17 protein-coding genes are annotated in these 18,952 nt (G+C 55.3%); 12 read left to right on the top strand and 5 right to left on the bottom strand.

The genetic code is table 11. The features are described 5' to 3' along the window. Positions 1-3: 3 nt before the first annotated feature. From MGMAQ_RS19010 to MGMAQ_RS18955, 12 genes are all read left to right on the top strand, one after another. Positions 4-2,823, top strand: a complete 2,820-nt coding sequence (locus MGMAQ_RS19010) for a hypothetical protein (RefSeq protein WP_046023565.1) — start codon at positions 4-6, stop codon at positions 2,821-2,823. 235 nt (positions 2,824-3,058) lie between these two features. Continuing rightward, a complete protein-coding gene (locus MGMAQ_RS19005) occupies positions 3,059-3,832 on the top strand; it encodes a hypothetical protein (protein WP_046023564.1) in 774 nt (257 codons plus the stop codon). Positions 3,833-3,834: 2 nt separating this feature from the next. Continuing rightward, positions 3,835-3,984 carry a hypothetical protein gene (locus MGMAQ_RS21160; protein WP_158498902.1) on the top strand — a complete coding sequence of 50 codons (150 nt, stop codon included), beginning with the start codon at positions 3,835-3,837 and terminating at the stop codon, positions 3,982-3,984. Positions 3,985-4,010: 26 nt separating this feature from the next. Further along, positions 4,011-4,247, top strand: a complete 237-nt coding sequence (locus tag MGMAQ_RS19000) for a hypothetical protein (RefSeq protein WP_046023563.1) — start codon at positions 4,011-4,013, stop codon at positions 4,245-4,247. A 3-nt stretch (positions 4,248-4,250) separates the two neighbouring features. Beyond that, complete coding sequence (locus tag MGMAQ_RS18995) at positions 4,251-5,006, top strand: VirB8/TrbF family protein (protein WP_046023562.1); 756 nt, start codon at positions 4,251-4,253, stop codon at positions 5,004-5,006. A 4-nt stretch (positions 5,007-5,010) separates the two neighbouring features. Further along, positions 5,011-6,048: a TrbG/VirB9 family P-type conjugative transfer protein gene (locus MGMAQ_RS18990; RefSeq protein WP_046023561.1), complete on the top strand. Its 1,038-nt coding sequence runs from the start codon at positions 5,011-5,013 to the stop codon at positions 6,046-6,048. Next, complete coding sequence (locus MGMAQ_RS20015; RefSeq protein ID WP_052716600.1) at positions 6,048-7,400, top strand: TrbI/VirB10 family protein; 1,353 nt, start codon at positions 6,048-6,050, stop codon at positions 7,398-7,400. The genes MGMAQ_RS18990 and MGMAQ_RS20015 overlap by 1 nt, the downstream gene beginning before the upstream one ends. Before the next feature lie 10 nt (positions 7,401-7,410). Then, positions 7,411-9,543, top strand: a complete 2,133-nt coding sequence (locus MGMAQ_RS18980; protein ID WP_046023560.1) for a hypothetical protein — start codon at positions 7,411-7,413, stop codon at positions 9,541-9,543. Positions 9,544-9,633: 90 nt separating this feature from the next. After that, positions 9,634-10,566 carry an ATPase, T2SS/T4P/T4SS family gene (locus tag MGMAQ_RS18975; RefSeq protein WP_052716599.1) on the top strand — a complete coding sequence of 311 codons (933 nt, stop codon included), beginning with the start codon at positions 9,634-9,636 and terminating at the stop codon, positions 10,564-10,566. A gap of 200 nt (positions 10,567-10,766) precedes the next feature. Next, positions 10,767-12,278 carry a type IV secretory system conjugative DNA transfer family protein gene (locus MGMAQ_RS18970; protein WP_158498901.1) on the top strand — a complete coding sequence of 504 codons (1,512 nt, stop codon included), beginning with the start codon at positions 10,767-10,769 and terminating at the stop codon, positions 12,276-12,278. A 515-nt stretch (positions 12,279-12,793) separates the two neighbouring features. Then, positions 12,794-13,141: a hypothetical protein gene (locus MGMAQ_RS18960; RefSeq protein WP_148561077.1), complete on the top strand. Its 348-nt coding sequence runs from the start codon at positions 12,794-12,796 to the stop codon at positions 13,139-13,141. A 189-nt stretch (positions 13,142-13,330) separates the two neighbouring features. Then, positions 13,331-14,545, top strand: a complete 1,215-nt coding sequence (locus tag MGMAQ_RS18955; protein WP_046023555.1) for a hypothetical protein — start codon at positions 13,331-13,333, stop codon at positions 14,543-14,545. Between the two features lie 107 nt (positions 14,546-14,652). Here MGMAQ_RS18955 and MGMAQ_RS18950 read toward each other — a convergent pair whose 3' ends face one another. From MGMAQ_RS18950 to MGMAQ_RS18930, 5 genes are all read right to left on the bottom strand, one after another. Then, the gene (locus MGMAQ_RS18950; RefSeq protein WP_046023554.1) at positions 14,653-16,221 is read right to left on the bottom strand and encodes a relaxase/mobilization nuclease domain-containing protein; all 1,569 of its coding nucleotides are present in this window, start codon (positions 16,219-16,221) and stop codon (positions 14,653-14,655) included. A 251-nt stretch (positions 16,222-16,472) separates the two neighbouring features. Next, the gene (locus MGMAQ_RS18945; protein WP_148561076.1) at positions 16,473-16,901 is read right to left on the bottom strand and encodes a hypothetical protein; all 429 of its coding nucleotides are present in this window, start codon (positions 16,899-16,901) and stop codon (positions 16,473-16,475) included. Positions 16,902-17,552: 651 nt separating this feature from the next. After that, positions 17,553-18,341 (bottom strand): nuclease-related domain-containing protein, encoded by a 789-nt coding sequence (locus MGMAQ_RS18940; RefSeq protein ID WP_046023552.1) that lies wholly within the window; start codon positions 18,339-18,341, stop codon positions 17,553-17,555. Positions 18,342-18,351: 10 nt separating this feature from the next. After that, positions 18,352-18,654, bottom strand: coding sequence for a hypothetical protein (locus MGMAQ_RS18935; protein WP_046023551.1), 303 nt, complete (start codon positions 18,652-18,654; stop codon positions 18,352-18,354). Continuing rightward, positions 18,651-18,935 carry a hypothetical protein gene (locus tag MGMAQ_RS18930; RefSeq protein ID WP_046023550.1) on the bottom strand — a complete coding sequence of 95 codons (285 nt, stop codon included), beginning with the start codon at positions 18,933-18,935 and terminating at the stop codon, positions 18,651-18,653. The genes MGMAQ_RS18935 and MGMAQ_RS18930 overlap by 4 nt, the downstream gene beginning before the upstream one ends. Positions 18,936-18,952: the final 17 nt, after the last annotated feature.

The following is an 18,952-nucleotide window of genomic DNA, read 5'->3' as shown; positions in this document are numbered from 1 at the left end:
GTTATGTCTAGGGTGGAAGTGCCGGTTTTCACCGGCACTACCAAGCCCATGAGATTTTTTGGGCTTGATGCTCGGCTTTTCGCTTTGGTGATAGTCGGGTCTTTCACGATTGGGACCATGGTCTTCGTATCCGGTTTTTGGAATACCTGGGGGTTTTCCTCTTGGGCGTTTATTTCCGGGATCGTGGCGATCCTCGGCGGATTTTGGTCGTACGGGAAGAGCAAGAAAGATCATCATATTATAACGGTGTGGGTTGCCGGGTTTCGGGGTTGGAAAGGGGGGAAAAAGGTCCGGCGGTTTTTGCCTGCTCTTCTCTTTGGCCTCATCGCGCAACCCGCCCTTGCCGCCGTTGAGGCAAATTTTCGCCCCCCTCCCGTCCTTGATCTGGATGAAATCGTAATGGTCGGACTCGGCCTGTTCGTAGCAGCCGGTGCGGTGGGTGTCCTTGCCAAGCCTCTTTTGGTTTGGGGCCGGTTCCATAAGTCAGGAGGGGAGTATTTCGAAAACCATCTGGAATTCGATCATATCTTGGAAGACGGGATGACCGTGGTTCTGCATAGCGGACGGAAATGCAGGTATATCCGGGTGCGCGGGATGCAGTATGCGACGAAGGAAGAGGGGTTACAGCGGCAAGCGCTGAATGCTCGCGTCCAGTTCCTGAATTCGCTAAGGGATACCGGAATCATTGCCCGGTTTGTGTTTCGGCGAAAGGCGATTAGCGGCGAGGTCCGCCGCCTTGCGGAGGATGTGTATTCAAAATACCCAACCGAGACCCTTCAAGCAATTGGGGATCACGAGGCACGGTTTTTTGGTGATGCCTGGTTAAACGAGTTTCTATTAGTGCTGGAAGGCCCGGGCGAGAAAGCCGGGCAACGTCAGTTAGACGATGCGACAAGCGCGGCCCTGGCCAATCTGGACAAGTTCTCGCCGGAAATCGTGCGGGCAGGTACGGAGGGACGTTGCCCGCTGACAGAGATAATTTGTGAGCATGTGAACGGGACAAAAAGGAGGTTGGGCCCCTCGGCGCGGTCACTGGCTTTGGAGGTCGGGGCCCTGGCCTACGATTTTGACAAGGCAACAGGCCTTATAACGTCCTATGACGGCGCCACGCCGCGATATGAAAGGATTATCGTGGTGAAGGAATATCGGGAAAAAACTTCTGGGTCCCTGTTCCGGAGGATCATGGAAATTAAGGGTAATATCGAAGTAACCTTGATTGCAAGATCCATCGAAACCACCCGTGCAAAAGCAACGCTTTTGAACCAAAGCAAACAAGCTTCAATGTTCGGATTCAATCCGATCCTGGCGGAGGATTTCAATCAAGTCTATGCAGTGGTTGAAGCGGGAAGGGAGACCCTTTTCGAGACCCAAACCATGGTGTTGGTGCGGTCGCGTTCTATGGAGGAATTGGAGGATATCCTAGCACGGATTGAAAAGCTGTTCTCAGACGATAACATAGGGTTTGCCTATGATACGTTCGCGGCCTTGGAAGAGTGGTTTGAACGGCTTCCGGGGCGGGTGGTAAAGGGTAAGCCGCTGCCGCGTCCCCTGAACCTGATTTCATCGAACGTGGCGGCTCTGGCATCGTTTTCGAAGGAACCCGAAGGAATGGAGGCCTCCCCGTTCGGGGAAGGCCCGATCCGCACATTTAACAGCGTGCGGGGAACCATCTACCAATTCCAATTCCATGTTTCCGAGCGGGCCCAATCCATCGGGCATTATGCGGTGATTGCCCCGTCTGATAGTGGCAAAACAACCCTTATGTTGCATCTCATGGGAGGGATGCTGAAACACAAGAACACCAAGGGGTTCGTGTTTGATAGCAACTTTGGCGCCCGCTTCATGATTGAGGCGTTCGGGGGGTCCTATTATGACTTGAACCGGACGGATGAAGGGGCGGTTTCCATGAACCCGCTACAATTGCGAGATACGGAAGCAAACCGGGCCCACCTGCGGCGGCTCATGCGAATCATGAGCAATGCCGAAGGGGACGAAGATATAGCAATTATAGAGCGGGCCGTGCGGCAAGCAATGGGGGTGGAAGAGGTACGCAAACGGACCTTCTCCGGCATCTATCAATCGGCCTTCCCTAACGGCTCCCACGTTGCGGAGGGGATGCGGAAATGGATCGAGGACATGGACGAGAGGAAGGGGGCATATGCCTACCTCTTCAATGGGGCCCGCGATGAATTGGCGCAACAAATGCAGGAAACATTTTTGGTTGGGTGGAATGCCGATCAGATCCTAAAGGAAACAGACGTTGCGGCGGCGGTATTCGAACATATTGGCCATGTCATCAAGTCCGAATGCGCCACGGGCGGTTTTGGATTCAATATCTTCATTGACGAAGCGGCGAATCTCTTTCGGAACCAGACGTTTAAACGCGAAGCGGAAGTGATGTTTCGGGAGTATCGCAAGCTGGATGGAATCGTAGGTGTCGCCTTCCAGGAACCCGGCGCCCTACACGAAACGGGCGTTACTTCGGCGGTGATGACCAATTGTTCCACGTTCTTCCTGTTCCCGAACGCAACTGCGCGACCAGAGGACTATCAAGATTTCAATCTGAACCCGACGCAAATGGAATACATCCTAGGCGGGTCGGATCTATCAAAGGGCCTAAAAAGAACGGTGCTTTTGATTAAGCGAGACAAGAGCGGCGGCGCGGATAGCGAGGAAAGTGTGATTTTGGATGTGGACCTAAGGGAAATCGCCGGGCCGATGATGAAAGTTTATCGGTCGGGGTCCAAGTCAATCGCTCTAATGGAAGAACTGCAAGCCACCTATGGCAGGGACAACCTGACATGGGTTGATCATTTGCCATAAGGAAAGGAGAGGGGCCAAAAGGCCCCTCGCGATAATAAAAAATAAGTAAAAACGCGGAAACGATTATAAAACGTTGCATAAAAGCAAGAAAAGTGATAGTATAATAAGGTGTGTAAGTAATAAAAAAAGCAGTAAACAGGCGGAAACCATATAACAAGGATGCCATAACATCGTTTAAACAGCAAATGAGAAATTAAATACTAACAAAAAAACCCGAACGACAAGGAGAAAGAAAATGCGGAAGCCCGTACATTACAGGAAAAAGGGGATCGGCCCGGTCTGGCGGGCAATTCTCGTTCTGGTCCTCGTCCTGGGTCTGGCCCGCGCCGCCTTCGCGGCTATGGCCGTTGTTGACGCGCAAGCCATTAAGACACTGGGCGAGCAATTAGGCGAACTGCGCAAACAGGTGGAATACCTATTGACCATCAAAGAGAAGACAACCGGGATGTTGGATAGCCTGGGCGAAATGGGCACCAATGACCTGGGGCTCGGCTCGGAGGTGGCCAGTCAAAAGCGGCGGTGGTCGGCCATCATGGGCGATATGAACCAACTAGCTCGGCGTTTGCAACTGGACAAGGGCATGAGCCCGGATTTTTCGTCTGTGCAAGGGGCAAAGGAATTTTTCGATAAGGCCATGCGCTATGTGGCGCCGGAAAAGGGCAAGGGACAAAGGGCCGTGGTCATCAATTCCGGCACCCGGGAAAAGATACGCTTGCGCCGTATCAACACCAGCGAGGATGCCAGTGTTGAGGCATTGGCGGCGGCGGAAACCGCCACCGATAATTATTCCCGGCATATGGATGACATAAAGAAACTGGAAACGGCGCTTGGCGACGAGGCCGAAACCATCCAGGAGCGGCTTTCGATCCTGGGCGGGGTCATGGTCAAGCTATCGGTGCTACAGGCCGAAGGAAATCTGTTGCAAGCCAAGGCGCTAAAAGTGGCGGGCGCGGCTTCAATTCGGGATCTCCCCATTCATCAACAAATGATGCGCTATTCGGGGGAATGAACATGCAACATCGTGATTGGAAAACGATTGCCCGAAGCACCAAAGGCGGGGCCCGACCGGGCGGGCCCGTTAAGTTCGGATGGATGGAAATCGGCGCGGCCCTGGTCTGGGGCAGCGCCCTGTTTTTTGCCGCAATGGCTGTCCTCGGTTGAAAAAAGAAAGAACAGGAGAGTTGAAAATGAAAACCATTATCGCAATCGTCCTGACTACTTTTCTGGCGGGCTGTGCTGCGAGTTCGACGGAAAAGCCGGTTGGTGTTGGCACCGGAACCAATGAAATGAAGCGGTCCCCCTGTGCGCAAACAGAGGGGCAAGATAATGCCGTGTGGATCGATCCACGCGGCCTATTCTTCACTCTGGCGTCGGACCCTTGCCCGGAACAAGAGTTGGTGCCGCTGCAATATCGGGAGATTTGACCGATGTTATTGAACCGGAGAAAGAAGGCAAAGGACCCGCCGCCGGTTGATGATTTCTATTCGGACGGGCCAAAATCAGAAACGGCAACGGTACGGGCACCAAAGGCGGCGGATTTTGACCTAGCACACCGCCGGGTTGTGTTCCTGCTGCGCGGCGCTGTCGCGGTAATCGTCGTCTTGCTGTTCATCGTCGCGATTCTGGCGTCAACGCTTCGCGGCCTCATGCCCTTAAAGGAAATCCAATTGGGGCTGCTGCGAATGGATGACCCGACAAGCCGGGTTGTTTGGGTGGAACCGGTGCGAAAGAGCGTGCCCGGAGTGGAATTGTTCACCGAGGCGCATATCAAGCGGTTCTTGGTCAATAGCCAAACAATCGACGGCGTTTCCGAAACCGAGCGGTTCCAAGAGGCGGTGTGGCAGAGCCACCCGAGCATTTGGGAACGGTTTCGGCGCGAACGGATCGCCAATGGCGCCATTCAAAAGGCCATTGATAGCGGGTTGGTTCGGAGTGTCTCGGTTCATGTGGTGCAAAAGATTGAGAGCATGACGCGGGAAGTCGATAAATACCGGGCCGAATTCACCATGGTTGATCGGATCAAGGGGCAAGAGGTTGAACGGAAGTTAGTCGAGGCCATTGTCGGCATTGCCTACAACCCAAAAGAAGTATCACTGGAACACCGCTACATGAACCCTTTGGGAGTCCAGGTGGTAGGGTTTTCCATGCGTTTCAAAGAAAACCAAAACCAGGAAAAGGAATAACAGCATGTTTAAACATACGCTTATCGGTGCGGCGGTCCTGGCGCTCTTGGCCGGGGCCGCGTCGGCGCAAACCGCGAACAAGCGGGCGCAGCTAAACAAAATGGCGATGCCTGCCAAAACCACGGAAATCGCAAAACCCGTTTTGAAAGAGCAGAGCGCGGGAAAATTCATTCGTCCGGAGGACGTGGGACGCGCGGCGGGGCAGACGCAAGGGGCCTGGAAGCGAGCAGCGAAAGCGGAAGCGGTGAAAATCTATGATATTTGCCGCGATTGTTTTTATCCAGTCGTGACGCGCGAATTCATGGTTACAACGATTGAATTGAGCAATGGTGACGAAATTAAGGCGTTTGATCTCGGGGACACCGTGGGGTTCCAGGTGAAAACCAGGGGAAAAAGCCGCTTGGCCATTCGGCCAAAGTTTGTCGGTGTTGATACGAATCTGAACGTGTACACAAAGAGCGGCGCGGTTCATGCGTTCTATGTCTCATCGGAAAGCATTAAATCAAAGCAGGTGCCCCATGTTGTGGTGCGGCTGGCCGGTCGAGGCGGGGATCTGGGAAACTGGAAGGAAATCGAAGAGCGGGAGATTTTGCCACCGGTGGCCGGTGCGGAAGTGCCGGTATCGGAAACAAATGGGCAGCCGAGGGCGAAGGTCCCGCCCGCCATGGCCAAGGAGACCAACGGCCCGAAAGAGATGGATTTTGATTATGTCCAATCGGGGAAGTGCAACGTCCACGGGGACTATGGATTTGGGGAATTCAAGGTCTTTGGGGATAAGGACCTAGCCCCGGTCCAGGTGTTCCGGAATGATTGCTTTACCTTCATCTACTACGGGCCGGAACGATGGAAAACCCTCGAACTGCCAACTGCCTACATGGTCTGGGATGAGGTTGACGAGGTAGTGAATACGCGCGTTTTGGGGCGTCATACCCTGGTAGTCGAGAACGTGGGAAAGATGATCACCCTAAAGGCCGGTCAAAAGCATCTCTGCATCGAATATACGGGTGCTGTGGGGATCTCCGTGGATGAGGAGGACACCTAATGGCCGGGATCGTCTGCGAACTGTTGGCAGCCGTGGGATTGGCTGTGGCAGCCTGTGAGGATCAGGGACCGGCGGTGCCGCCGCCTTTCCCGGATAGTGATCAAGGGGTTTTCGAGTTCAAGGCGCCCGCGCCGCCGCCGCTGCCGCAACCGAAACCCGGGAGGCTCCAATTCGTGCCACCCTTATTCGACTATGGGCGTGTCCTGCCGGGTAACAACGGCGGGTCCACCCTAAACGTGGTGAATGAAGGGGGGGAAGCGGTACGGATAGGGGCCGTGGTCCTGGGTGTTGAACAGGGCGGGGGAAAAGGTGAGTTCCAACTAGACGGAAGAGATTGTGAAGGGCGAACCCTTGCGCCCGGGCAAGGCTGCGCGGTAACGGTTGATTTCGATGTGTTCAAGAAGGCAACGCCGGGCGATATGGTGGCGCGGATCGTGGCCACTACCGGCAAAGGCGATACGGTTTCTGCCAACCTGGAAGTGTTGGTGGGGAAAAAACCAAGGATCGCCCGCCCTGCGCCGCCGCCGCCGCCAAAACCAAAGGCATGGCCAAAGCCAATTCGTGATGAGGGCCGCGAAGCCGCCGCCCGGATCCTGGCGGAACGCCGGGCCGGGGCCTGGGATGTTGGCCAGCCGCCCTTGCCGTCCGCAACGGCCCTGCCGCCTGTGATACCGGCACAAAGCAAGTCTTCAACCGATTATATGGACAAAGGCTATTCAATGACTTCCGTTGATAGCTCGTTGCCCGTCGATCAGGGGCGGGTTGTGTCAACGGTACGCTATATCCACGGCATTGTGGAAACGGGCATTAATAGCCAGGTGGCCGGGGAACAGGGCGGCAAGCTGATTATCCAGGTCTCGAAGGATGTTTACTCGCCAGAGCACGACAATCTTTTGATTCCCAAGGGCTCACGGCTGGATTGCCAGTATGACAGTCTGGAAAAACAAGGGGACAGTCGGTTGCCGGTCGTCTGCAAGCGGGTCCTTCGGGCGGAAGACTATGCGGAACTCTTTGAAATCGCCGCACCGGCGGGCGATACCATGGGCCGCGCGGGTGTCCCTGGTGAAGTGGATAACAGGATTTGGGAACGGTACGGTACGGCCTTTATTGTTTCCGCTCTTTCGGTGGCCGCGACCGTGGCGACCGAACATTTTTCACAGTTGAGCCCGGGCCTTGCTGCGGGCGGTTCCAAGCTGTCGGATGACTTCGGGGAAATAACAGCCAAGATACTGGAACAATCGGTCAACTTGGCACCCATCATCACCATTGCGCAGGGAACGCGCGTTGTCATCATGCCGCGCAACGACTGGGTTCTGAGGAACCCCGGAACGCGGCGGGTTGCAAAAAAATAGGAGTGCCACAATGCAAAAGAACATGATTACATTGGCGCTTGCGGCGGTTTTTTGGGCCGTCTGTTTAAACGGTGCCACAGCGCAAACAGCGGCGATTCCGACCGCGCCACCAGTGCTTATCGAAGAAATCCCCGTGGGGAAGATGACCGTTGTAGCCCCCGCGCCGATCCGCTTGATCGAAAGCGGCGAACTGCCGACCAATGCGCGGATTGTCGGCGTGATGAATCCCCCGGAAGATGTGAATTTCGAGGGGGTTATGGTCGAGGGCTACGCCCGGGGCGTTGATGCCGAAGGGCAGAAAGTGGGGCAAGTGGTTTGGTCACAAGTGACCAAAACGTTTGACGGTGAGAAGCGGGTAGCCCCGCTCGATGAGGCCTGGGCAACCCAAATGTTTGTTGAGGGCGAAATCATTCCTGGGGATGAGAAACTCGGTGCACAGGGGAACATGGCCGCTCTGACGAAGGCGATCAAACAGCTTTACGACGTTGAGAAAGAACCGGCGGATGAGGAGGAGGGGGAAAAGGACCAAAAGGCCATGACGGACAGCACTACCGGCAAGGCCTCCCCGTCCTCGGAAAATGATGTTGCGAGCGACTATCAACCGGCGGAATTGGCGGCGGAAACGGCAACACCGGTTGAGGCCTTCACCGATACAACGATGATATCAACGGACGGGTGCGGGGTGCGTGTGGATGAGACCCAGGGGGTCGCGATCCAGCAAAGCAAAACCGTTACGATTTCTAGTGGGTCAACAACAGAAAGTGCCTGCTCGGATAGCGATGTTCGGTATGAATTGCAAAGGTCGTATCTACGATGCACCGATGAGGTTGACATTCCGGGCCTGCAAGCTTGGCCCCGATATATTACCTACTATACGGATGGAGAGGCGGCGAATAACGACGTAGGCGATTGCACCAGGGACGAGGATCAAAGATTTGAAATCGTCGAGGATGCAACAGGCTGTTCTATCTATACCGATTTAGGCGCACAGGAAGCCGGGCAACAGGTTTCCTTGGTTTATATGGACAGCAGCAACAACAAAGTAACCGTGCGCGGCTGCCAACCGCCGGACGTTATGATTCCGATCACAACGACGGATACCGGATGTTCGATCCGCCACGATTTCACAGCGCAGCAATCAATCAGGATGGAGAAATCAGTATTTACCATGGGCGGGATCGAATATACCGCGCAGGAATGCACGGATACGGCCACGGTCTATCCGCATGAAACCGTGTCAACGGTCGGCGGGATCGCCATTTGTGAAATGCTGATTTCCACTCAGGATATGAAAGCCTATCCACAATTCCGAACAAGGATCGAAGTGGAAGGCACATACCAGTACATTACGGATTGTACGCCGGATGCCGCCCAAGCGCTCGACCTATCGGCAACGCACGATGGCTGTGATTGGGTCCATGATATCCCGGCAAATACCAGCTATGAGGAACAGCGGCATTACTACATGAGCGGCGGAAGCCGGGTCTATGTGAACGCCTGCCAGACTTCAACAACCTCCTTCACTCATCAGGTAGAAGGGGGGGAAGTCCACGGTTATGTGAATCATGATGCGGAGAAATATTCGCAAGAAAAGACCGCGCTTTATATCGATACGCCCTATGGACGGGTGGAAGTCGATTCCGCGCAAGTGCGGGAAGGTGCGCCGCAATTCGCCTATGTGTTTGCAAGGACGGAGGATGTTGCAAACGGGACGGCCACCTATGAAGGATGCTCGGCCTACAATGAAACAAACGTGCATGAGATTTACACACGGGCGGACAGTTCCGAGTATTCGTTTGATACCGGTGTTGCAGGAACCCCGGTCGGTCCAACCAATGTCTGCCAGGATCTGGTGGTCAAAACTGATCAGGTGGCGTCAGGACGATATACAGGGCCCCAAGGCTCCGTGTGCTTTACGGGGAGTGGAAATGGGTCGTTCCTGCGTACGATCCAGTATGCGGCAACGGTGGTGATGAGTGAGACGGTAAACCCCCATACGGATGAAGTCATCTCTACGTCCTGCGAAATGCAGGGCGCATGGAACGCGATAACGACGAGCAATACCGTAGGGGATTCCTGCGGCGTCTATACGGCCACAAATACAAGGACATTGTATGTCCCCCCCTGTCCGGACGGGTGGTAGGCCATGTCGGGAAAGTATCATGTACCGACAACGGACGCGATCTTAGAGGGGGCACTACGCCCCCTCTGGGACTACATTGCGGACCCGAAGATGATTGAAGTTCGGGTGAATAGGCCCGGCGAAGTCATCTTGGAAAAGCGCGGCAAAGGGAAGGTGTTTCAGCATGACAAGGGGGTGAAAACCGGCGTGGTCAAGGATATGATGAGCGCCATTGCCAACCATCACCGGATGCGTTTTGACGAAAACGAGCAACCGCTTGTTGCCGCTTCTCTGCCGGGCGGGCATCGTTTCCAAGGACTAGTAGGCCCATCGGTGCCCGGCGGAATCTCAATAACCGTTCGCTGCAAACATAAGTTTCGGGTGAAGTATTCGGATTTTGGGCTTGAAGGCGAGGCCTTGGCGTTGTTGCGCGGCGCCGTGAAGGCAGAGCGGACCGTGATTTTGTCCGGGTCCACCAACTCGGGCAAGACAACGCTCATGAACTTGCTGTTGAAGGACGTCGATGCGGGGCGCCGGGTTATCACGGTTGAGGACACGGCGGAATTGGAGACCGAACGCTTTCCGGACTGTGTGCGGGTCCTGGTTGCCCGTGAGAAGGTCGCGGCGGCGCCGGGGGTCATTTCCTACCGGCAAGCCTATGACCACCTTATGAGGTCAACCCCGGAAATCGCCGTGTTTGGCGAAATATCGACTACAAACGCCTTTGCCGCCCTCGGGTTGCTTAACTCGGGGCACCGGGGATTCATGACAACGATTCACGCGGAAAGTCCGGAGGAGGTGGTTGAACGGAAATTCAGCCAACAAGTGGAATGGGCCGGTGAACGGATGAGCAATATTCCGGAGTACCTAAGGGGCATGGTGGATATGGTGGTTCAGGTTCACAAAACGAAGAAAGGAAATCGGGAAGTGGCGGCGCTCTATTTGCCCAAGTCGGGCAAATACCTGTTTCGAAAGGAAGTGGATACCCTGCTGGATTTCGAGGATGCGCTACGCGCCGCCATGGAACGCGAGGGGGCAGCATGATCAGGAAAAACCAACGAAGCATAGGGGTTTCACTGGTGGGGTTGGCCGGTTTGGCCTGTGTGGGCGCCTGGGCTGGTCAAATATACATGGTAACCGGGTTCGGTGCCTGGGATCTGGAATGGTGGGGCGCCTATGTGGGATATTGGCGGGACAACGGGGCCTTACATCCGGTCCTTACCCCGGCGTTTAAACAGGCCGCTATGGTCTGGGGTCTGGTCTTCTTTGCGGCCACGGCGCTAATTGCCGCGCGGATCTCGTTTAAGCGGACGGACTACGGTTCCGCAAGATGGGGTAAGGGCGGGGATGTAAAGAAGATGGGTCTTGCCGCCAAGGAAGGGATTGTCCTCGGACAATCCCACGGCAAGAGGCTATGTTTTGATAGTTTCCTCGCCTCAATCGCCTGGGCGCCGCCCGGAGCGGGTAAAACGCAAATTCTTATCATGCCGTCGATTTTTTCCGCCGGGCGGTCGTCTATCGTCGTTAATGATCCATCCGGGGAATTGTACCAAGAAACAGCCGGGGCCCGGGCCAAAGAAGGTCCAGTGATTCGGCTGGCGTGGGCGGATGCGGAGACGGCCCGTTGGAACCCGTTAGACAACGATCAATTGCCGGAAGACGTAAACGAGTTGCAAACGGAAATCGACGGGATTTGGCATATCCTGATTCCCAAGGGCAAGGGTGAAAACTCGCAATTTGATGAGGTCGGGCGGTCGCTCGGCATGGCGCTAACATTTTATGCGGTTCTGAATGCCCGCCGGGAAGGGGTTTCAGCACGGTTCGCGGAAATCTACCACATGGTGGCTGAAGGATCGTCAGCGCCGGAATGGGACGAGGAGGAGGACGCCATAGGCGCTTATTTGTCTGATTTGGCTGCGCAAGCCGAAGGGGAGGGATGGCCAAGGGTGATTTCAACAAACCTTCGCAATATGGCTCATACGGCGTTTCGAGAGAGGTCCGGATACCTCAACACCATGCAAAGGGGTCTCAAGGCCTGGGAGAATGGCCATGTGGCCAACGCGACGAGCGAGAGCGATTTTGCCTTGCGGGATTTACGCGGACGGGACGGAAAGCCGGTATCGTTGTATATCTGCTTGCGGGAGCGGGACCTTGAGACCTTCGGGACCATCACCCGGGTTTTTCTTACCCAGTTAATGCGGCATTTGCTTTCGGAAACCAAGGAAGAGGCAAGGCAAGGGGTCCCAATCAATTTCCTGATTGACGAGTTACCGGCGCTTGGCCGAATGGATAAGGTGGTATTGGATGGCCCGGCGCGGGGTCGAAAGCTGCGGATACGGTTCTTGTTCGTATGCCAGGACCCGGCACAAGTCCGGGCCGTATACGGCCCGGACGGACTGGAAACACTGAAGACGGTTAGCCAGTATCAGACGGTGTTTCACCAGACAAACCCGCGTAATCAGAAGGAAATAGCGGATCAGATTGGACAGGAAACCCGCCTCCGAAAGACGGTCAAAACCAATTTTTTCAAGGAAGGGAGCCCGGAAAAGGGCTTGGAAGGGCAATACCTCGTCCGTCCGGAAGAAATTGGGATGTTGGGGGAAGGGGAATATTTCGTCCTGGCGCCACACCATGCCACGGTGCCGCTTATGGGCAAGGACGGATGGGCCTGGAAGGATCGCCGCTATCGAAAACTAACTAAGATAAAGCCGCCGTCCGGGCGCCCCGGACGGGTTGCGGTCATTGCCAAGTCTTGAGAAATGTTCGGATGCCCGCCTTGATTTCATCCGTTGAATATCCGGCCCGCCGCATGACCCGCCCGGCATGTTTGGCCCATAGGCGAATGATCTTTTCGGCCTGTTCGTCTATGGGGGGCGCCGCAAGGTCATCCGATGAACGAAGCGGCTTCGGGATCTGTGAAAGCTCCATTGCCGTGAGGAGTAACGGCAAATGGCGGGGAACGGGGTTTCGGCGGGATTCCCAGGAGCGGACGGCATCAACAGAGACGCCCAAGAATTGGGCAAGGGCCGGTTGGGTCATTTTGTGTCGCTTGCGCCATAGTTTGATACGGGAAGGTCGCATTGTTTTAACCTTTATTAGTACCTAATAACAATTGTATCAGATACAGGTTCAGAGAGGAAGGATATGTTTAAACAGGCAAATAACGTAGCGACAAAAAAGGCAAAACGTAGTATATTCTAACAACAAGAGGAGGTTATTAAAGATGGCAAAAACTCCCACTTCCTATCGACTCCGAAAGGAGATTAAGGCAATGCTGAGTGAGTCTGCGGAGCGTATGGGAAGCACAGAAACACAGGCGGTCGAGGTGGCCATAGAGCGATTAAATCGCGACACTTACGACACCTTGGAAGACGTGGTGTTACGTCTGCGCGAGGCGCTGTACTTCAAGGAAGAAGCGTTGCGGGAAGGCAATGCTTGGAAGGCCAATTTCTACCAAAATAGGATTGGTCGGGCCAAGGATGATCTGCGGTTGCTCGGTTATACGGATCATACCGCCCGAACAAAGCTCTTGCGCGGCGATTATGGGCTGAATGGCACAAGGGTCAAACCAACCCTGAACAAGACGCAACTTCGAAGCGTGAAAACCTCGGCCCATTAGTGTCCGGTATTTTCCATAAGATAGATTATACGCTAATAAAAACAACGAGTTATCGGGGGAGAAATGGTGCATACGCCCATGTTGGACGGACGCAAATGGACACAGTACACCGAGACCGGCGAACGAATGGACGAACTAATTTTTGGCCATCCTCGGTTGTTATAGGAGAACGCCAAAAGGAGAATAAAAATGTTTGAATGGCTGAATGACTTGATTGATACCGTAACCGGCGGGAAGCCGGTTTTTGGTGATGATGCGGAAGCACCGGCCCCCGCACAAGAGGGTGACCCGGATTTTAGCTTTGATTGTATGTCCTGCGATTTGATCAAGGAGGTTGGTAGTCAGTCGGACAAGTACGGCCACGAAGTATTCATCGCGAGTATTAATAGTGCGGCAATCATCCTAGGAACGGCCTTCGGAATCTGGATGATCGTTCAAATCATCCGGATTGTGGTCGGTTCGGCAAAGCCGGTGGATATGCTCAAGGGCGCCGCCGGGTATCTGTTTGCTGCAACCTATATCGGGATCAATGCGGGCACGGCCAAGGTATCGGAGGGGTATTCCACCCTCTACGATATCACCATTGCCTTTATGACAGGACTAGCGAAAACAGTTCTGATCGCGGATGATCTACCGGCCCGCGAAGGCGGTCCGGCGGTCGGTGCGCAGGCCTTAGCGGACTTGTCGTTTGCGATTGAATACAAAACGCAAGGTATGTGGATGATTGCCAAGGCCATGATGGCGGATGCGGGGATAAGGTTGGATATCTATATTGCCGGTTTGCTGTTCATGCTGCCGTTCTTATTCATCCTCATGATGTACCTGGGACAGGTTACGCTTGCCATGTTCCGGGTAGCTGCCGTTATGGTTCTGTCGCCCTGGCTGGCCATAGCGGGGGCTTTCCCGGCCACGCGGTCAATGACCTTCGGCGGAATCAAGATGTTGGTGGCTTCGGTCATTGCCGTTGCTGTGGCGACTATCGGGATGGGAATCACGATGTACATTATGACCAAGCTCTCGGGGTATATGCCCCTGGTGGAAGGGGAAGGCGGCGAACAAGGTGTTGCCGTGATCGCTCTTGCGGATTTCGCATGGTCGGATGAATACATGCTGGCAATGCTGGTTGCGGGCCTGGGAATCATGTTCCAGTGGGAGGCCGCTTCCATCGCCTCCAATATCTCCGGATCATTTATCAATTCAGTGGGCCCGGCGATCTTCTCAACGGTGGCAACAACCGCTCTTGCGGCACCGTTTGTCGTGGCTAAAGCGCCCATGGCGGCGGCGGCAAAGGCAGGTGGTAGCGCGGCCAGTAGTGCGCTATCAGGGAGCGGGAAGACGGAGGCCTACAATGCGGTCATGAACCCGATGAACCAACAACAACAGGCCATGGCGTCGAGACAATAAGGCCGAAAGGAGGGGCCCCTACCTCCCTCCCCCGATCTCGGCCTGGAAGGCCCCCGGATCGATCCGGGGGCCTTTTTAATGTAAAGAATAAGGAAGGATCCGGACGGCTATCGTTCCAAGCCGCCGCCACGTTGCAAGGCAGCCATTTTAGCCTGACGGGCCCGGGCCCGTTCCCGTGGGGTGGTAGGAGCGCCCCCCTCCCCCTTCGAGCCGTCAGGAGATGCCACGGGCCCCACAGAGGCCATTTCAGGGGCAGCGATCCCCCCGCCCTGCTGCTGCTCGTTGGCCCGCGCGTCGGCCTGTCGCGAAAACGACGAGGAAAGGCGCTGTCGGCGGGTCAGGACGGCTTCCGCCGGGTCTCTCTGCTGTTCTTCGAAGGTTTTTGGCTTCGGAAGAGGCTCGGCTTCACGGGCTTGTTTCGCGAAGTCGGAAACGATGCCCGCTTGACTCATCTTCGCGGCTTCCTGAACGCGGGCAAGGGCGGTGCGATTATGATTAGGGTCGGATGCGTAGTCCTTGGCCAATTGGGTGAGATTTTTTGCGACAAATTCGCGATTAGATATGGCCCGCCTCGGGCGTCGTGCGGAATCCAGGTTGGCAAGACCCTTCAAAACGGTTTCGGCGGCGGCTTCGCGTAATGCGCGGTCTGGATTAGGCAAATTGACCTGATCCAGGCGCCGCGCAGCAGACATAACCATTTGTTTGGTAAGCTTGGGAGGGTCGGCACCTTGGAACATGACGCCGAACGACTGCGGGGATTTTGTCATCATCCATGCGGCCTTCCGGGGGTCGTCCTGGTGTAAGGCCTTGAAGGATTGAAGGGCCTTGCCCGGGTTTTGGTAGGTGGCGCGGGCGTAATCAACCAGTGGAATCCCGGTTTTTACCGGATTATGGAACGGTGGCTTTTTCGGTTGATGGTTCAACGCAACGGCTCGGTGGCCATCAATGTATTGGGCGCCAAAGTGGCAAAACCATGCCGGGGATCGTTGGTTCAAATCAGCAACCCAATGCGATTTTTTCATGCGGTCATCATACACGGACCGCTTGCGTTCCGGTGAATCGCCGTCAAGCATTTTTTGTCGGTCCGCTATCCGATCCACGCGGCGGGTTGCTTCTGTTTCAAGACCCCTGGCGTTGCACACGTCGGAAAAGACCACGCGCGCGGCCTGCATGTCCTTTTTATCGTATGTCAGGCGTTGGGGCCGTAGCGGATTGGGGGGATGGTCGGGTAGAGCCTTGACCATAACATGAACGTGAAGGTGCCCCTTTTCCTCATGGATGCCCAGGATGTACCGATGCCCCTTTTTCCCCCAGAGAATGCGGGCGGTCTCCTGTCCAATCTCCAACATCTTTTGAGGGTTGTTGTCGGCGCGGCTGGAATTCGGCGGGGAAAACATAAAATGGTAAACCTGCCGATGATAAAGACGGTCCTTCTCCTCCATCTTCGAGCGTTCGTTTTTGGTAGCCTTGCGAGCCGCTTTAGAAATATTTTCCTCATCGGAAAGGAGGCCCCACCCTTCCAATTCCCCCCGCGCCTCCGCGACGTTTAAACGGATGCCCTGTTCGTTCCAAACAGGTAATTCCCCGTTCTCGCCGAACTTTCCATAATGCGGATCGGCCTGCTCATTCGCTATCTCGTCCTCCTTGTCCCGCTTCTGGACCAGGTAATTGAGCATGGACCGTGCCCCACGAACGGACTTGGAAGAGGATAGAATCTTGGAAACAACTTGGCGGGACGGGGTATGGCCACCAGAGGATGGGGACGGGGTATGGCCACCAGAGGATGGGGACGGGGTATGGCCACCAGAGGATGGGGACGGGCGATTGGACAACCCGGCAACGGTCATTGCGCGTAAATGCACCGCCCGCATTCGATCGTTGATAACGCGGCCACGACCTTTTTTGAAAATGTCGTCATCATATTGGCTCATTGGGTAAACCTCCGCATAAATTCGGCCAATTGTACAACGGTCGAATGGATATCTTCGACCGCCATTTCCAAAAGCTCGGCATCCGGCGCCCGCTTGGTTGGATCTTCCAACCAGACGTGAAGGCGCCGCGTCACTTGGTTGATATTCGATCCGGCCATGAGCATTTGGTTGCGCAATTGAACGAGGGATCGCCACTCGCTAATTCGGAAGATGGAACGGCGGCGGGCCCGCTCCTCCATGGCAATATTCATCCACTTGGAGAGCGAGACACCTTCGGCGGCGGCTGCCGCCGAATAACGGTTCCGTTCCTCCGCTGTTAGATAAGTCATCGAGGGCTTTTTGCCGGTTGATGTAGCTGCCACCTGATTACCTCTCCTTACTTCCTTCGGCCCCGAACCCGGAAGGGTTTGGGATAACGCACCCATGAGTACATAATATCATGGGTGCGGGCGTTTGTACTAGTACAAACGCCTTTCCTGCCTCCCTTACTATTAGTGACGGAGGAACGTGGACCATTGAAGTGAAGCAACTGCGACTGAACGCAATGGCAAAAATACATTGATTTTCCAAGACGTTATCCCCTAAAAACAACCAAAGCGGGCGGAAAATAAAGTGTAAACAAACAACAACCAAAAAATGGGGGGTGTGACTATGGCCGAGAAAAAAAGGCCGATAGTGTGACCGGGACGAAAACGGCTGTGACTTAGCCGTTACCCCCCTGTGACCCCCGAGAAAAAGGGCGTGTCCAGAGGAAGTGCCCCTGTGACCGGGAAGACGTGAAGAGAGAAGGACGGCCCGCCAGGGGCGGCCCGATCTTCAATTCGTTCGCTATGAAAAGGCACCCCTGCGGGGTAAGAAAGGGTTTTTGAATGGAAGAGCTAAGGGGCGGTGCCCCTCGCGACGGCAACCAGAATCCGCCGGGCCGTGGCTCGCTTCGCTGCGCCCGCACCATCCCGGCGGATTCTGGTTGCCTTTTCTACCCCCCTCCTTCGCCAGGAAGGCAGGGTTGCAGGGTTCCCCTGCAATCCCATGCCAAAAATAGGGTGCAAAGGAAAGTGGCCGGGCTTTTTACCCTGTTACAGATTCATGATAAGGGCAAGGAGACCTGCGAGGATGGCCAAGCCAACGGCATAGCCAATCAGGTAGACGGCAAGCCGCATGACGAAAGAGGCTAGGAAGAAAATGGGGGCCAACAGAGCAGAAAGGAGGCCCGTCCCGATGGCCTTTGCCACGGCGCGGCGTAGGGAGCCCACTTGGACAGCGTGGGCTTTCCTGAGAAGGGCCTGTTGCTTCTTGTCGGCGGCAAAAGAGGCGAGGGCCGCGAAGGCGGCGTGAGCCTCGGGATCATCCGCTGTGGCAGTCAAGGCGCCGGGGATCTCGGCGGCGGTGGCCACTGCGTCGGGCAAGCCGGGCCCGCTAGTGGCTATATTCGGCAATGCGATAACAGAATATAGATGGTCAGGCCCGGCAATCGCGGTGGCGGCGCGGAGGTGCTTGGACTGCTGGCCCGTAACCGCTTGTCTGCCCGTTGCTTTCTTGCCGTTTCGGATATACCACCCGGCGGTATCACCGCAAATGTCATTGCCGCGCCACGCCTTTACCTCAATGATCGCGACCGCGTGACCAACGAAAGCAACAATATCAATTTCGGTAACGCTGGCCTGCTCATGGCCAAGAGGCTTCACCGGGATAAAAACATTAGTGAGAAAAGGGATTTGTTGCTTCTTAAGGTACGCGATAACCTTTTTTTCCGCCCTAGTTCCCTTGATCTGATTGATGATCGGGCGGCGGGCGAGAAACAAAATGGAGGCAGCGGCCATGCCTGCAAAGGCGGCGGGTTCGGCAAAGACGCTGAAATTTACCATGTTTTTTGCCCTAGTGTGCGCAGGCGGCCTCGGCCCGTTCATATTCATCCGCGATCCGCCTTGCGTCGTTGATCACAACGAACAGCGGGCGCCCGGTCAAGGCCTCGACCTGGGCGGCGGAAATCTTCCGCTCTTCAACAAGAGCGGCGTTATCGTTTAAACGATCCGCAAAAAAGACGGTATCCCCCGGAAATTCTTCTATATGGGACCAATCCTCTTGTACATCGTCAGGATTTTCATACCCGGCGGCGTCAAGAACCAGGAAACGGTCCTCGCGGCGGTCTTCGAACGTTATCTGAATGGAATGTGTCATTCTGCGTTTTCCTTCATTCGGGCGGCGTCGATCAGGCGCGGCAAGGTATCGCCTAGCAGGCTTTCGACCGTCTCAGCGGAAATCATCTTCTCCCCGATTTGGTTCCAATAGGGATCAAACATTTCGGCCTGAAACATGGATTCACCGGGAAAGGCGGGAATGGCCATCCAATGGGTGGCCTGTTCCGGAGCGTTTGGCCAGCAGGTGCCGCCAAGGGTCAGAATCTGATTAGTCTGCCGGTCGAGCATTGAAAGTTGAATGCAATGGTCTGCGCGGGGCATGGGACTACACTCGTAGC

It is taken from the genome of Magnetospira sp. QH-2, from assembly GCF_000968135.1.
Lineage (GTDB): Bacteria > Pseudomonadota > Alphaproteobacteria > Rhodospirillales > Magnetospiraceae > Magnetospira.
The sequence above is the reverse complement of the archived record's forward strand: the minus strand, read 5'-3'. Positions and strand labels throughout refer to the sequence as shown.